Here is a 14,701-nt window from a genome sequence, read left to right as displayed (position 1 = left end):
GCGGTTGTTTGTATCGAAAATGGATATATGAGTCAAACAGAAGAAGTGGAAGCGGTTGTTTGCATTGAAAAAGAATATATGAGTCAAACAAGAGAAGCGGAAGCAGCTGTTTGCATCGAAAACCAATATATGCGTCAAACAAGAAACGTCAGAGCGTCTGTTTGCATCAAAAACAAAAAAAGCTTGATTGATCATGTCTAGTGATCAATCAAGCCTTCTTATTGATAAAAGGCAAGCTCTTCATCGATGGCTTTGCGGATTTTTTCCAGAGCTTCTTCAGGTGTTTTGCCATGGACGCGTTTGCCATTTACCATTGTGTATGGTGCGACACGGCATAACCCGCAGAAGTTGAGGCAATCGCTAATGAGAACGGCCACCTCTGGATATTCAGACTCGATGATTTCTTCTATATTTATAGTATTCATTAAATTACTGTCACAAACTTCTACGACAACGATTCCCATAATTATCACCTTCCATTTGGAATCGCCTTTCACCATAACGCTATACCATTTTAGATGTCAATCAAACAGACTTTTTCCGAACCCTTAGCTAAAATGTTTCACAGGAAAACATAGATATATAATGGCACGAAAAAGGAGACGATAACTGCACTTATTGTCATCGATAATGCACTTACTGCACCTTCTTGTTCACCTAATTCGAGTGCTTTTGCCGTACCAATCGCATGGGAGGCAGCACCCAATCCAAGCCCTTTTGCGATCGGATGTTTTAACCGGCTCATTCGGACAATGGTTGGTCCAAACATAGCACCACTCACGCCAGCAATCATAACGAATACGGCTGCTAATGATACATTCCCGCCACTAGATTCAGTAATGCTGATAGCGACAGGGGTTGTCACTGATTTTGCAGCAATGGATCGAATAATTTCTTCTGAAAAGCCTGCGAATTGGGTTAGTAGACAACCAGTCAGTATACCTATTGTACCACCAATGAAAATACCGATACTAATCGGCTTCCAATCTTTTTTAATTACATGAATTTGCCGATATAACGGTAATGCTAGTGCCACAACGACGGGGCCTAGTAGTTGATCGATCCACTTTCCACCGATCATATAGGTTTGATAGGAAATATCAAAACTTAAGAGCAACAAAATCAGTGTGAAAGACGTTAAGAAAATGGGCAGTGTCATTGGACTAGGGAAACGGCGATAAACGATTTTACTTCCATAAAATAATCCGACTGTGATTGAAATAAATATCATTGCGATAAATAGCTTAGTCATGTTGTTGAGCCTCTTTTTTTAAATAATAATCCGTAATGATTCCTGTGAATAAAATAACACATATCGTACTGATCATCACAATTGGGATCATTAGGCTTCCTTTTCCTGCAAAGAAATGAAGGTATTCAATCACACCGATCGTAACAGGAATAAAGAAGATCGGCATATCCTTTAGAATAAGGTCAATGCCTCATTTACCCAATGTAATGGAATGATATGAGTGCTTAACAACAGAAAAAATAGCAACATACCGATGATGCTGCCAGGAATGAGAAGCGAGAAAAATTGTTGTATCGCTTCACCAATATAATAAAATACAAATAATATGCTTATTTGTAATATTCGTCTCATCCAACGCCCAAACATTGTATCGACTCCAATAATTCTGCTAGTTTCTTTGATGTAAAAGATGTTTAGAAATAACTCAATGACCTTTAAAGAGTTTCTACATTCATGATACATAGTGTACTACAAGTGGATGAAACTGTCGATATATTTTATGCACAGATTTATCCCCATAATAACCATTTTATTCACAGTTTTATAGATATTTATACACATAGTCCACATGCAACACCCTATATAACTTGTTGATAAGTGAACGAGCACTCACAATGTTTAAGAGGTTTTTGCACATTATTCACAATTTTGTGGATAAAACGTGTGGATAAATGTGAAATCACGTATAAATGGCGTGTAGTGCTTGTTCAATGCTTGTATATTGAAATTGATAACCAAAACTCTTAGCTTTTTTAGGTAAAACGTATTGTCCGTCTGTGATTAAAATGCTCATGTCACCAAGACCGAGCTGCATCAATTTAGCTGGTGTTGTGAACCATTTTGGACGGTGTAATACAGTAGACAATGCTTTTGCTAGTCTTTCGTTTCTGACAGGTTCAGGTGCTGTTACGTGTAAGGCACCCTGTAACGAGTAATGGTCAATGGCAAACATTAATAACTGCACAACGTCATCGATATGAACCCACGGTACCCATTGTTTGCCGTTACCAATTTTTCCTCCAACAAATAAACGGAAAGGTAGTGCCATCAGCGGAAGTGCGCCATCATCTTTTGACAAAATCACACCGAACCTAGTCAATACAGTTCTTATCCCAAGCGTCTCAGCTTCTAAAGCTGTGCCCTCCCAAGCAGAAGTTACTTTAGCTAAGAAGTCATCTCCTTGTGTATCCGTTTCTTCAGTAAATGTTTCCGTTTCTGAGGTGCCGAAATAACCGACAGCTGAGGCATTAATAAAGGTATGGACCTCTGTATGTTTCATCCAGTTTATTAATGTTTTGGTAGCATCTATTCGACTTTGATATATACGTTGTTTTTTCTTTTTCGTCCAATAGCCAAATAAGGAATCGCCAGCTAGGTTGATCACGCAATCAATGGCTGGTAACGTATCTTCTATCTCACCTCTAGCTGGATCCCATCCAACATATGTAACTTGAAATCGATCATGATACACTTGGGGATTACGTGTCAATATGTATACATGATCACCACGATTGATCAGTGCTTCGGTTAGTTGATTGCCAACAAAACCCGTTCCACCAGCAATAACAATATTCATCATAAGAACCTCCTTATAATTTACAGAACAGATGTTTGTGTGGTAAGATGACGAAAGAGGTGATTCATTTGCCAGAAATCGCAAAAATTTCAGTTCAAAAAAAGGATAAACACCGATATAATATTTTTCTTAAAGAAAATGGACAAGATGTCTATGCTTTTAGTGTTGCCGAAGATTTGTTAATTGAACACCATTTGCGAAAAGGACTCACTATATCAGACGAATTAATCGAACAGTTAAAAGAAAAAGATTCTTTCTATAAAGTGTATACCCTGTCTTTAAGATATTTAAGCTATCGAATGCGATCCGAGAAAGAAATTATTGATTATTTACACCAAAAAGAAGTCGATATCGAGACAATAAAGGCGGTGGTTCAGCGGTTAAAACAAGAGAAGTGGTTGGATGATCTTGCGTTTGCGGAAAGTTTTGTTCGTACGCGTCTGCAAATGGCGGTAAAGGGCCCGCTGTTGATTCGAAAAGAGCTGGCGGATAAGGGTGTCTCGAATGAATCGATCGAACAAGCGCTTATACAGTATCCTTTTGAAGATCAAATGGAAAAGATTGATAAATGGTTGAATAAACAAAACCAAATGTCTTCAAAAAAATCATATAAACAACAGTTGGAGAATCTCAAACAACGTCTCATGCAAAAAGGTTTTACGCAAGATGCTATCCAGGAAGCTTTGCAACAACATAGCTTTGAAAAAGATCCCAATGAAGAGTATCAAGCTGTTGTCTACCAAGGAGAGAAGTTAATCCAAAAGTATAAACGAAAAGCAGCCGGATCTCAGTTGCGACAAAAGGTGACGGCTGCTTTGTATCGAAAAGGATTTTCATTTGATGTCATCGAACCGTTTTTAGATGAATATCTTGATGAATCTGCGAATGAACATGACATTAACTGGTAACGTGATTAGTAATGTAATCGATAGCTTGATGTACGTCTTCAACCACGTGACTTGCTTTGTCTTGAACCGGAGCTGGTGCAGAAGCCATCGCAAAGCTTGTTTGTGTCATTTCAAACATAGGAATATCATTGTACGAATCGCCAATGACGGCAATTTCCATTGGGTCGATGGAAAGGTGTGTAGCTAATTGCTTTAATCCTTCTGCTTTACTGACACCCTTTGGAACAATATCCACACAGCGTGGATCAGATAGATATGATTCGATTTCTGAACCGAATTGATCTTGGAGCTCCTTTTGCAGTGGAACTAATTGATCCTCATATCCAAATAGCATAAATTTACTTGGGTGAATACTTTTTCCATAATCATCAAGAAAATCGATACCTTCTGTAATCGGAAAGTATAATAAGTTTTCCACGGCTTTAATTTCAGGGGTTTTTTCGGAAATGTAGCTTTCAGTTTCTGTATTGACGCTGATCGGTGTCGGAAAGTCAATAATTGTTTGGTGAATGGCTTTGCTCGTAGCTGCATCAAAGGTGTGACTTCCGATTAAATGGCCGTCACGTGTATGAGCAAACGCGCCATTCTGACTAATTTTATGACCAGTGTATCCTAATTGTTTGCAAATTTCTGTAATATCCCGTTCCATTCTTCCAGTTGCAACGGCAAAGTCTATTCCGTGTGTTTGTAACGTGTGAATCGATTGTTTATCTGTCTCTTTGATTACGTTACCCGGTTGTAAAAGCGTACCATCTAAATCTGTGGCAAATAATTTTATCATTATAAGTCCCCCAAATGTTAATCTTTATATTATATTATACAAGGAAAAAAGTTCAAAAGAAATCATTTGTATTTGTATCAGATATGGAGGAGATTTTGAAAATGTTTCGTTCATGATATCGTATTTGGTTATCTGCCTTTTGATTACATTTTTCCACATTGACAGTATTTCATTGGCTCACCTACAATAAAGGTTAGTGCAAAACGAACAATGGGTGGTGGACAAATGGAAAGAAGGTACAGTAGCTATACTGTTGAGGAATTACGTGAAGAAATTGCCACGTTGAAAGAAAAAGCCCAAAAGGCTGAACAATGGGGCAATGTCAGTGAGTATGAAATTCTTGAGAGAAAAATACAAATGGCAGCTGCTTATATGCTAAATCCAGCCGACTTTCAGAAAGGTGAAGTGTATCAGCTGGCTGGTGATCCTGGACAAGCATTTGAAATTACTTATAAAAATGGTGTTTTTGCGTGGGGTTATCGCATTAATTTATTAGGTGAAAAAACAGAGAATGAGGAAGCTGTGCCAATTTCAGTTCTTGGTGAAAAGCAGAAGAAAGAAGATTGGAGGTAAGCCCTTTGCGTGAAGCAATCGAACGTCTAACTCAAGAATTATATGAGAAAAATCAGTCATTAACTTTAGAAGAAGCGCGTAGCTGGGTGGAATTGCTATGGGAAGACTTTGAAGCCACACGTGCTAAAGCAGGCAGAAGTTATCAAGGTGAAGAGGTTACCGAAAAAATTGTCCGTCATTGGGTGCATCAATACGGCGGAAAATTACAAGAATTTATGAAAAACAACCCAAAATACCAAGATAAGATATATCGAGGAGAAGACAAGCTTCATTAAAACAATGGCTAGAGGGATATTTACCCTTGCTAGCCATTGATTACGTGGAACTGACTTGTCCGTCAATATCTAATTTGTCTTGCAATTTTTCTTCTGAGAATACCCATCCTGTATAGGAATTCATAATATGCAGATTGTCATCAATTTGTACAACTGCAACGAATGGATAATGACCATCATTGCGATAGCGCAGATCAACAAAGCGAATTTCAGTAAAATCATCATACGGGTGCATTTCCCAGCGATAAATAGGTGAAAAAGACAAGAACGCAGACACATTTTTATCTTCTTTTGCTTTTTTCGTTAAGGGATGATCCGGCAAAGGTACACGACGATATCTATCCAAGATATGAATATGTCCATTGTCAACTTCTCCTACATAATATTCAGAAGAAGTCATAACAGCTACCCGCCAAATATTTTGTTTGGTTGTTGGATATGTCGTTATTTGCTCAATTTCGCTAAAATGTTGTTCCAGTTTTTTGACGATTTCTCGCTTATCGATATACCGCTTCATGTAATATAACGTAATAATGGTGTATATAACGATCCAAGTATAGCCGGGATGTGCACCTAACATCCAAGCGATGCCACCAATCACATGAAGAGTGAAAATATACGGGTCAAATGTACTTATAAAACCATAGGCGACCCATCTTTTTGTAAATGGTCGATACGCTTGTGTTCCATACGCATTAAAGATATCAACAAATACATGTAATATTACGGCAATACCTGTCCAAAGCCAAAGGTGAAGGAAATTGACTTCAGGAATAAACAAGTAAATGAAGGAAGCAATCGCAATTCCCCAAAGAATAATCGCAGGAAGAGAATGTGTAATCCCGCGGTGATGTCGAATATAAGCAGCGTTATTCCTCAATTTGAGTATCGTGTCAAAATCGGGAGCGTGTGATCCGATAATGGTACCAATGATGACGGCGGTAAACATCGTTGAATCCTGCTGAACAACAGGGTCAAGTGTCGCGATTCCGCTTAACGCCACTCCCATTGCGATATGAGTTGCTGTATCCATCTGCGTTGCCTCCTTTACTTTTCAATCGCATCGTAGCGAGTTTATGCTATTGTAGTCATGAACATTGTAACATGAAGGATGATGAACATGAAAAAGACAATACCCTCTACTATAAATATACCCCAATTTCAGCATGATTTAATCCAATGGTTTCGAGATGAACATCGAGATCTCCCATGGCGAGAGGATCAAGATCCGTACAAAGTGTGGGTTTCTGAAATTATGTTGCAACAAACAAGGGTAGAAACAGTTATCCCTTATTTTAATCATTTTATGAAGCTTTTCCCGTCAATGAAGGACTTAGCTTATGCAGACGAACAAGACGTGTTAAAAGCATGGGAAGGGTTAGGTTATTATTCGCGTGTTCGCAATTTGCAGACAGCCGTTCGCGAAGTCGTTGAACAATACGACGCTAAAGTGCCAGAAGATGCGAAGCAATTAGCCAAATTAAAAGGCATTGGCCTTATACAAAGGGAGCGATTTTAAGTATAGCGTATAATCAACCCGAACCAGCTGTTGATGGTAATGTCATGCGTGTCCTGTCACGTATTTTATGGATAGAAGAAGATATAGCGAAAGCCAAAACGAAAACAGTATTTGAACAAGCCACTCGTGAACTAATTTCTGAAGAGAATCCATCTTACTTTAATCAAGGGTTAATGGAACTCGGTGCTTTAATTTGTACACCTAAAAATCCAAGCTGTATGCTTTGTCCAGTACAATCACATTGTATTGCTTTTCATCAAGGGGTGGAACAATCTTTGCCTAAAAAATCAAAAAAACAAAAGCATAAATCCCACACTTATTTTGCACTCGTCATAGAAGATGATACAGGTAATTATTTATTAGAACAAAGACCTCTTGAAGGCTTGCTTGCCCAAATGTGGCAATTTCCTATGGTCGATGTCTCCACTGTCGATGAGGAGCATTTAGCAGCGTTTATCAAACAGAAATACCACCTGGAAGTGGAGCAAATGACTTATTTGAAGCAAGTGAAACATGTTTTTTCCCATATTACTTGGCATTTACAGGTATATTATATGAAAGGAACTGGACAGATCCAAACAAAGCCAAATCAAAAAACGTTATCAAAAGAGGGAATAAGTGATTATCCACTACCAGTGTCCCATCAGAAAATATATCAAGAATTATAATGAAGCGTGAAGAGATCTATATGAAAAGTTATATGACGCGAGCAGTATGAACTTGACGTTTGTAAATGACTTTTAACAAAATTTTTGGATAAAAAGATGCGTACTGGGTAAAGTAAATGGCGTGGAGGTGATATAAATGGCTAAAAAGCAAAACCAACAAGCAAACCCAGCAGCAAATCAAGCAGCAAACCAAGCGAGCAAAACAAACGCTGCTGAGGTAAAACGCCAAAACCAACAAGCTGCGCAAGGTCAAGGACAATATGGTACTGAGTTTGCGAGCGAAACAAATGCACAAGAGGTACGTCAGCAAAACAGAAAGTCTGAAAACAAGAAAAAATAAGTAGTGATAGCGTAACTTGGCTTCTCACAGTGGTTGGGGAGCCAAGTTTTTTTGTTTTTCGACTGTTTTCAGTCAAACAGAAGGAACGGAAATGGCTGTTTGCCTCGAAAATGAATATATGCGTCAAACGAGAAGCTGAAGCGTGGCTGTTTGCCTTGAAAATGAGTATATGCGTCAAACGAGAAGCTGAAGCGCATCTGTTTGCCTCGAAAATGAGTATATGCGTCAAACGAGAAGCTGAAGCGCATCTATTTGCCTCGAAAATTCATTTATGCGTCAAACAGAGTTCTGAGCGGATGCTATTTGCATGGAAAATCCCCCCCTGACGGAAACATCAGTTCAAACAGTAAAATTTACAAAACCTCTCCTTTCTTGAGATAATGTTCTTTGGTCTGATTATTTTTATTTACGATAAAATATCGTTATAATGAGTAGTATTATAAAAAAATGAGAGAGGGAGATACGTATGGATGGCCTAGAACCAGGAAAAGACATTCAAATTCAAAGCTATAAACATAACGGTCAGCTCCATCGTGTCTGGAATACTACCACTGTATTGAAGGGGACAAGCAATAAAGTGATCGGAGCAAACGATAAAGCCATTGTGACGGAAAGTGATGGGCGAACGTGGGTCACAAGAGAACCTGCAATTTGTTTTTTTCATACAAAATACTGGTTTAACATCATTGGTATGATTCGTGAAAGTGGGATTTACTATTATTGCAACATTAGTTCTCCGTTTGTTTATGAAGATGGTGCGATTAAATACATCGATTATGACCTTGATGTGAAAGTGTATCCAGATATGACGTATCATTTACTGGATGAAGATGAATATGAATTACACAAAAAGCAAATGAACTATCCAAAGGTACTAGATAAAATTCTTTGGAATAATGTAAATCAATTAATTCATTGGGTCAGGCAAAGAAAGGGGCCGTTTTCTCCAGAGTTTGTTGATGAATGGTATGAATTCTATCTAACGTATCGTTAAATACAACAAGAGAGTGAGGTGATCGCCATTGGGTAGTATTCGTCGGTATTTGCAATATGTATATCCATATAAATGGAAAATTATTATAACGATTTTAATTGGTATTGTAAAATTTGGCATTCCATTATTAATGCCGCTGATTCTTCGATATGTGATTGACCACATTATCGGAGCTGAACAAATGACAGCAGATGAGAAATTAAATGAATTATTTTGGCTGATGGGTATTGCTGGGGTGTTATTTATTGCATTGCGTCCACCCATTGAGTATTATCGCCAATACTTAGCGCAATGGACAGGGAATAAGATTTTATATGATATTCGAGAGCAATTATTTGATCATATTCAACGATTAAGTTTACGTTTTTATTCCCGAACGAAAACGGGGGAGATTATCTCAAGGGTAATTCATGACGTTGAGCAAACAAAGAACTTTGTCATGACAGGGCTCATGAATATATGGCTTGACATGATAACCATTTTAATTGCTATTGGTATTATGCTATTTATGGATGTCTGGTTAACGATTGTAGCCGTAGCCTTGTTCCCTCTTTACGCCATCTCGGTCAAAATTTTTTACGGCAAATTGCGTGAATTAACAAGAAATCGTTCCGAGGCTCTTGCGCAAGTACAAGGGCATTTACACGAAAGAGTGCAAGGTATCCCGGTGACGAGAAGTTTTGCATTAGAGGATTATGAAGAAAAGGAATTTGAGAAAAAGAATCGAAATTTCTTTGATCGCGCTATTGATCATACGTCTTGGAATGCGAAGACTTTTGCTGTGATGAATACGATCACTGATATCGCGCCACTATTAGTGATTGGTTTTGCTGGTTACTTTGCGATCACATCAGATCTAACAGTCGGTACAGTCGCAGCGTTTGTTGGTTATATGGATCGTGTCTATAGTCCGTTAAGGCGCTTAATCAGTTCATCTACCGTATTGGTTCAATCGATTGCTTCCATGGATCGTGTGTTTGAGTTCATTGATGAAGAATATGAGATAAAAGATAAACCGGATGCGAAGGAATTAAAACAAATTGATGGAAAAATAGAATTTGACCATGTTACCTTCCAGTACGAACAACAAGAAGACATTGTGTTAAATGATATTTCTTTGCATATCAATCAAGGAGAAACGGTTGCATTAGTCGGTATGAGTGGTGGTGGTAAATCCACGATTGTGAGTTTGATTCCGCGTTTTTATGATGTTACAAGTGGAAGAATTTTCGTTGATGGTCATGATATACGCGATGTTAAGGCGCGATCGTTACGAGATAAAATTGGCATGGTATTACAAGATAATATTTTATTCAGTGAATCGATTGCGATGAATATAAGGATGGGTAAACCTGATGCGACAGAGGAAGAAGTAATTGCCGCAGCGAAAGCGGCCAATGCGCATCAATTTATCACCGATTTAGCGGATGGTTATGATACGGTTGTTGGTGAACGTGGTGTGAAACTATCGGGTGGACAAAAGCAACGAATTGCGATTGCTCGTGTATTCTTAAAGAACCCGCCATTATTAATTCTGGATGAGGCTACGTCGGCACTTGATTTAGAAAGTGAAAGCTTGATCCAAGAAGCGTTAGAAAAGCTAGCATCTGAGCGTACAACGTTTATTGTTGCCCATCGCTTATCAACGATTACACACGCAGATCGGATTGTTCTGATTGAAAATGGAGAAATAGTCGAACAAGGAACGCATCAACAATTAATGGAACAACAAGGTCATTATTATAACCTTTATCAAGTACAAGAACTTACCGATCAACAAAGTAAGTGATAATGTGAACAAAAGTAAGGAGACATGCTTTAAGGCATGATTCTCCTTCTTTTTTTCTTAAAGTCGAAATTGTTATATTCATGATAGTGTTGATAACTATTTAATAAGGTCTGTAGATGCATGATCTCACGGTGATATTCCATGAGACGTGAAGCAAGTGGTAATAAAGCCATGCGCTCTTTGTCATCTTCTTCATATACTTGGATTAATGTTTCGACTAAGTTTGGAATATTTGGATCCGTAATATCTTCAATGGACTTTGTCGGCTGTTTTCGGATTCGCCCCATGGCGCTCAGCAACAACCGTTCATGTGCATAAATAATTTTATCCAATTCATCCACGAGCACTTGTTGAAATTCTTTTGGAATCGTTTCAATTTTGTAATCATATTCGTGAAAAGCTTGCAATGTTTCTAATGACTGCCGAGATGTAGAAATCATTTGTCTAAGTAATACGAGTTTTCGCATTCTTTGGATTCTTGACTTGCGCAAATATACTCTTTCTTCACTAAATAATAAGTATGTTTGATCAAGAAAACGAAAATCTCCCCGTAAGCGAGTAATCTCACCCTTTAATGCCGGATCATCATCTAAATGTCGCGTCGATATACGGAGCCATTGAATAATATCTGAAGTGACTTGATCGATATTTTTAAATAAGCGTATTTCATATTTCGGTTGTAAGAAAATCATATTGACAATAAATGCGGCTAAAATACCGATCATAAGTGAACCAAAACGACCACCAGCAAACTGCAATAAAGCTGTATCTGTCGTTTCCATTACGGCAAGAACCGCGATAATGGCTAGGGCTATCGTGTCTTCACTCATTTTAAAATACGCACAGATTAAAATAATAATAATCGTAATAAAACCAATCACAATTGGATCATTGCCGAGTGAGAAGGCAGCGAACGTACCGATGCTGACTCCAATCACATTGGCATAAATTTGTTCGAGCACCGTTTGAAAGGAACGGTGGATGTTTGGTTGAATGGCAAATGCTGCTGCAATGGCGGCATATGTAGCTGACGGCAATCCGATAAAGTTCGTAATATAAAGAGCGATGGCCACTGCTAATCCTGTCTTTAGCATTCGCGCGCCAAGTTTCATATACACCCCACCTTTTGAAAAACAAGTCTCGTTACAAGTATAGCAGAAAATGGCAAGAAAATGCATGGTGAAGTCAAGGAAAGTGAGTATGAAAAGAAAAGGATTCGCAAACAATAGAAAAGAATGCACGATTAATGGAAGGACGTCTAGTATGGAAAAGAAAAAATTAGATTTACTCGCATTAGCATCGGTTCCGCTCGTTATGACGCTCGGAAATTCGATGTTGATACCTGTTTTACCCATTATTGAAAAAGAAATTGATATTTCTTCCTTTCAATCCAGCTTGATCATAACGGTTTATTCAGTTGTTGCCATCTTACTGATCCCCTTTGCTGGATATTTATCAGATAAAATTGGTAGAAAAAAAGTCATGATTCCTAGTCTAATCATTACTGGTATTGGAGGGATCTTAGCAGCATATGCTGCATGGCAACTTGAACATCCGTATTGGTTGATTTTAATTGGTCGTTTTTTACAAGGGATAGGTGCATCAGGTGCATTCCCTGTAGTACTTCCGACAGTAGGTGATATGTTTGATGATGAGGAGGAAGTAAGCGCAGGTCTTGGTATTATTGAAACATCGAATACATTTGGGAAAGTACTAAGCCCAATTATTGGGGCACTATTAGCAATGTTAATTTGGTACATGCCTTTTATCGCCATTCCAGTATTTGCAGCCATTGCTATTCTTCTTGTCATGGTCTTTGTCAAAACGCCAAAAAGTGATGAAAAAAATCAGCAGACGGATTCATTTATGGATCGAATTAAGCAGGTATTTCGTGATAACGGTCGCTGGCTATATGCAATTTTTATCATTGGTTGTGTCAATATGTTTGTATTATTCGGTTTTTTGTTTCATTTATCAACATTACTTGAAGATGAGTATCAAGTGGAAGGCGTCAATAAGGGGTTATTTTTAGCAGTACCTTTACTTTTTTTGTGTATAGCGTCGCTAATTTCAGGAAAGAAAATTGGCAATAATAAAGTGCTTATGAAGTGGATGATTTTCACGGGTAATACATTCGCAGTTGTTTCATTTCTCTTTGTTCATTCGGATATGGGGGTTTGGTTAATTACCGGATTACTTTCCGTCGCTGGGTTAGGTATTGGCATTTCTTTACCTTGTCTTGATGCGTTGATCACAGAAGGAATTAAAAAAGAAGTAAGAGGAACGGTGACATCTCTTTATAGTAGTATGCGATTTCTCGGTGTTGCTGCTGGCCCGCCAATTATTGCAATTTTGATGGAAAAGGCATTAGGCATGATGTATTATTTCTTAGCAGGAGTAAGTATCATAGCGTTATTGATTACCTTATTTGCCATTAAGCCAAATAAAGAAAGTGCCTCCGAATAGGGTCGGAAGGCACTTTCTTAGTTTTTATACGTTTGGTATGTCGGTGTGTAATGGTGGTGTAATGAGCCAGCCTTTTTCTTTATTTAATCGTAACAATTTAGCTGCTGTTTGCGCTTGATTTGTATGAAATTGACCAAAGAGCATCGCAATATCTTCTCGTATACTCTCCCCCATGATCGTACTGCAACTAACCAAGCATTTTGCTATATTTACTGAGATGGCACCGCTAATTTCTTTATCTTGAAATTTCGCACCAATTGGAATATTCTCTGAATCAGCATATGAACGTTCTGGTGGAGATGGTGGAATCGAAATTCCGTTCACTTTCAGAATCTCTTCCAATCGTTCATATTCTTGATTGATTTGTGAAATGCAATCTCCCAATATTTTTTGTAAATCCTCATCTCCACAGTGATTGATAAATGTCTGATAGGATGCGTAATTTGCTTTTCCCATCATGACATAAGACCAAATACCAAATACTTCGCCATAATGAAGCGGTTCTTTATGAGGGTTTCCTGACAATATACCCAATTTTATCTCCTCCTTAGATTGATTACATCTATATCTTTTGCCAAAATGAAACTTATATACCAAAAGTGGACTGTGAGAAATTCACAGTCCACCAACGGTCTTACTGATTTAATTCCTGTTCACATTGCTGGCACAGTTGAGAGATTTGCTGTAACTGTTGGGCAGCGTTTGTTTCACGTTGTGCCATTTGCTGTTCATTGCTTCCGGCATTCGCTATCTCATTCGTACCTGCTTGTTGTTGTTGAGACTGCAGTTGTTGTGCGTTTTGTTGTTCTTGTTGAGATAGCTGCTCTGCCATTTGTGCAATTTGGCGTAATGTTTGCTGAGCTTGTTGTTGAGCCATTACTATTTCACCCTTTCATCTTGTGATACATGTAGTAGTGTGTGAATGATGCCCGAGGTTATACGTCAATATATAAAATGAAGGAAAAGTATATCAAAAGTGTATTTGAGAGAAACTAACAAAAAAGTTTGGAGGGTGAAGTTATTGATTAGTTTGATCGTAAAACTGATAACATTACCAATTGTCGTGTTTATTGCCTCAACCACATCGAATCAGTTTTATATTAGTTCCATTTGGCAAGGACTGTTGCTTGTAGGAATACTAGCCCTTGTCGGAATAGCAATGGAATTAGCGATGTTAAGCAAAGTGGAACTGTTATTTAGTGTAGCACTAGACTTTATGGCGACATTTGTTATTGTTTATGTGTTAACAAGTCTATTGACAAATGCATATGTAACTTTTGTTGGAGCTGTGTTGTTATCAATTGTCATTGCAGGTTGTGAATGGTTTTTACATCGTTTTTTAGTAAAGGGGAATCAGAAAAAGAAAGCAGTCACATAAAATGAAGAAAGGCTGGGACAAAACTAAATAGCAAGAGTACGAATCCGAACAATTTTAAGTTAAGCGTAGGCAAAATACTTCGCTTTCCGCGGGCACGGCTTCAGCTAACTGTGTGAAGAGTCCATCTTCACACAGTGGATCTTCAGCTCGTGCGTTCCCGCAGGAGTCTCCGTATTTTGCCT

17 protein-coding genes and 2 pseudogenes are annotated in these 14,701 nt (G+C 38.2%); 10 read left to right on the top strand and 9 right to left on the bottom strand.

Annotated features, from left to right (window positions below; translation table 11 throughout):
* A partial coding sequence (locus J416_RS15975; protein WP_003473786.1) for a hypothetical protein occupies positions 1–201 on the top strand: 201 nt, incomplete at its 5' end.
* Positions 202–218: 17 nt separating this feature from the next.
* Here the strand turns inward: J416_RS15975 and J416_RS13710 are convergent.
* From J416_RS13710 to J416_RS13695, 4 genes and pseudogenes are all read right to left on the bottom strand, one after another.
* The gene (locus J416_RS13710) at positions 219–464 is read right to left on the bottom strand and encodes a YuzB family protein (protein WP_003473784.1); all 246 of its coding nucleotides are present in this window, start codon (positions 462–464) and stop codon (positions 219–221) included.
* A gap of 98 nt (positions 465–562) precedes the next feature.
* Positions 563–1,252: an LrgB family protein gene (locus J416_RS13705; protein WP_003473775.1), complete on the bottom strand. Its 690-nt coding sequence runs from the start codon at positions 1,250–1,252 to the stop codon at positions 563–565.
* Positions 1,245–1,501 (bottom strand): annotated as a pseudogene (locus J416_RS15865) (CidA/LrgA family protein). The gene J416_RS13705 and the pseudogene J416_RS15865 overlap by 8 nt, the downstream one beginning before the upstream one ends.
* A gap of 430 nt (positions 1,502–1,931) precedes the next feature.
* The gene (locus J416_RS13695; protein ID WP_003473757.1) at positions 1,932–2,828 is read right to left on the bottom strand and encodes a TIGR01777 family oxidoreductase; all 897 of its coding nucleotides are present in this window, start codon (positions 2,826–2,828) and stop codon (positions 1,932–1,934) included.
* Between the two features lie 47 nt (positions 2,829–2,875).
* Between J416_RS13695 and recX the strand changes: the two genes are divergently transcribed.
* Entirely contained in the window at positions 2,876–3,736 is an 861-nt protein-coding gene (recX, locus tag J416_RS13690) for a recombination regulator RecX (protein WP_240407285.1), read from the top strand.
* Here recX and J416_RS13685 read toward each other — a convergent pair.
* Positions 3,726–4,517, bottom strand: coding sequence for a Cof-type HAD-IIB family hydrolase (locus tag J416_RS13685; protein ID WP_003473755.1), 792 nt, complete (start codon positions 4,515–4,517; stop codon positions 3,726–3,728). The genes recX and J416_RS13685 overlap by 11 nt on opposite strands.
* A gap of 225 nt (positions 4,518–4,742) precedes the next feature.
* Between J416_RS13685 and J416_RS13680 the strand changes: the two genes are divergently transcribed.
* Together J416_RS13680 and J416_RS13675 are read left to right on the top strand one after the other, a co-directional pair.
* Positions 4,743–5,090 (top strand): YfhH family protein, encoded by a 348-nt coding sequence (locus J416_RS13680; protein WP_003473749.1) that lies wholly within the window; start codon positions 4,743–4,745, stop codon positions 5,088–5,090.
* Between the two features lie 5 nt (positions 5,091–5,095).
* The gene (locus J416_RS13675; RefSeq protein WP_003473748.1) at positions 5,096–5,365 is read left to right on the top strand and encodes a YfhJ family protein; all 270 of its coding nucleotides are present in this window, start codon (positions 5,096–5,098) and stop codon (positions 5,363–5,365) included.
* A gap of 40 nt (positions 5,366–5,405) precedes the next feature.
* Here J416_RS13675 and J416_RS13670 read toward each other — a convergent pair whose 3' ends face one another.
* Entirely contained in the window at positions 5,406–6,398 is a 993-nt protein-coding gene (locus J416_RS13670) for a metal-dependent hydrolase (protein ID WP_003473747.1), read from the bottom strand.
* An 81-nt stretch (positions 6,399–6,479) separates the two neighbouring features.
* Here J416_RS13670 and mutY point away from each other — a divergent pair.
* The 4 genes and pseudogenes from mutY (at position 6,480) to J416_RS13645 (ending at position 10,675) form a co-directional block, all read left to right on the top strand.
* Positions 6,480–7,552, top strand: a pseudogene (gene mutY / locus J416_RS13665) (A/G-specific adenine glycosylase).
* 136 nt (positions 7,553–7,688) lie between these two features.
* Entirely contained in the window at positions 7,689–7,892 is a 204-nt protein-coding gene (locus J416_RS13660) for a gamma-type small acid-soluble spore protein (RefSeq protein WP_003473746.1), read from the top strand.
* A 466-nt stretch (positions 7,893–8,358) separates the two neighbouring features.
* Complete coding sequence (gene ntdP, locus J416_RS13650) at positions 8,359–8,886, top strand: nucleoside tri-diphosphate phosphatase (RefSeq protein ID WP_003473743.1); 528 nt, start codon at positions 8,359–8,361, stop codon at positions 8,884–8,886.
* 28 nt (positions 8,887–8,914) lie between these two features.
* Positions 8,915–10,675: an ABC transporter ATP-binding protein gene (locus tag J416_RS13645; protein WP_003473742.1), complete on the top strand. Its 1,761-nt coding sequence runs from the start codon at positions 8,915–8,917 to the stop codon at positions 10,673–10,675.
* 29 nt (positions 10,676–10,704) lie between these two features.
* Here the strand turns inward: J416_RS13645 and J416_RS13640 are convergent, their stop codons facing one another.
* Entirely contained in the window at positions 10,705–11,787 is a 1,083-nt protein-coding gene (locus J416_RS13640) for an FUSC family protein (protein WP_003473741.1), read from the bottom strand.
* Between the two features lie 151 nt (positions 11,788–11,938).
* On the opposite strand from J416_RS13640, the gene J416_RS13635 reads away from it, so the two are divergent.
* A complete protein-coding gene (locus tag J416_RS13635) occupies positions 11,939–13,141 on the top strand; it encodes a bacillibactin exporter BcbE (protein WP_003473740.1) in 1,203 nt (400 codons plus the stop codon).
* Positions 13,142–13,165: 24 nt separating this feature from the next.
* Here the strand turns inward: J416_RS13635 and J416_RS13630 are convergent, their stop codons facing one another.
* Together J416_RS13630 and J416_RS13625 are read right to left on the bottom strand one after the other, a co-directional pair.
* Positions 13,166–13,675, bottom strand: coding sequence for a DUF3231 family protein (locus tag J416_RS13630; protein WP_003473739.1), 510 nt, complete (start codon positions 13,673–13,675; stop codon positions 13,166–13,168).
* A 100-nt stretch (positions 13,676–13,775) separates the two neighbouring features.
* The gene (locus J416_RS13625; RefSeq protein WP_003473738.1) at positions 13,776–14,018 is read right to left on the bottom strand and encodes a hypothetical protein; all 243 of its coding nucleotides are present in this window, start codon (positions 14,016–14,018) and stop codon (positions 13,776–13,778) included.
* A 144-nt stretch (positions 14,019–14,162) separates the two neighbouring features.
* On the opposite strand from J416_RS13625, the gene J416_RS13620 reads away from it, so the two are divergent.
* A complete protein-coding gene (locus tag J416_RS13620; RefSeq protein ID WP_003473736.1) occupies positions 14,163–14,519 on the top strand; it encodes a DUF2512 family protein in 357 nt (118 codons plus the stop codon).
* Positions 14,520–14,701 lie beyond the last annotated feature (182 nt).

The sequence above is a fragment of the Gracilibacillus halophilus YIM-C55.5 genome (assembly GCF_000359605.1).
GTDB lineage: Bacteria > Bacillota > Bacilli > Bacillales > Amphibacillaceae > Gracilibacillus > Gracilibacillus halophilus.
Note: the sequence above shows the minus strand (reverse complement) of the source record. Positions and strands in the feature narration are given on the sequence as shown.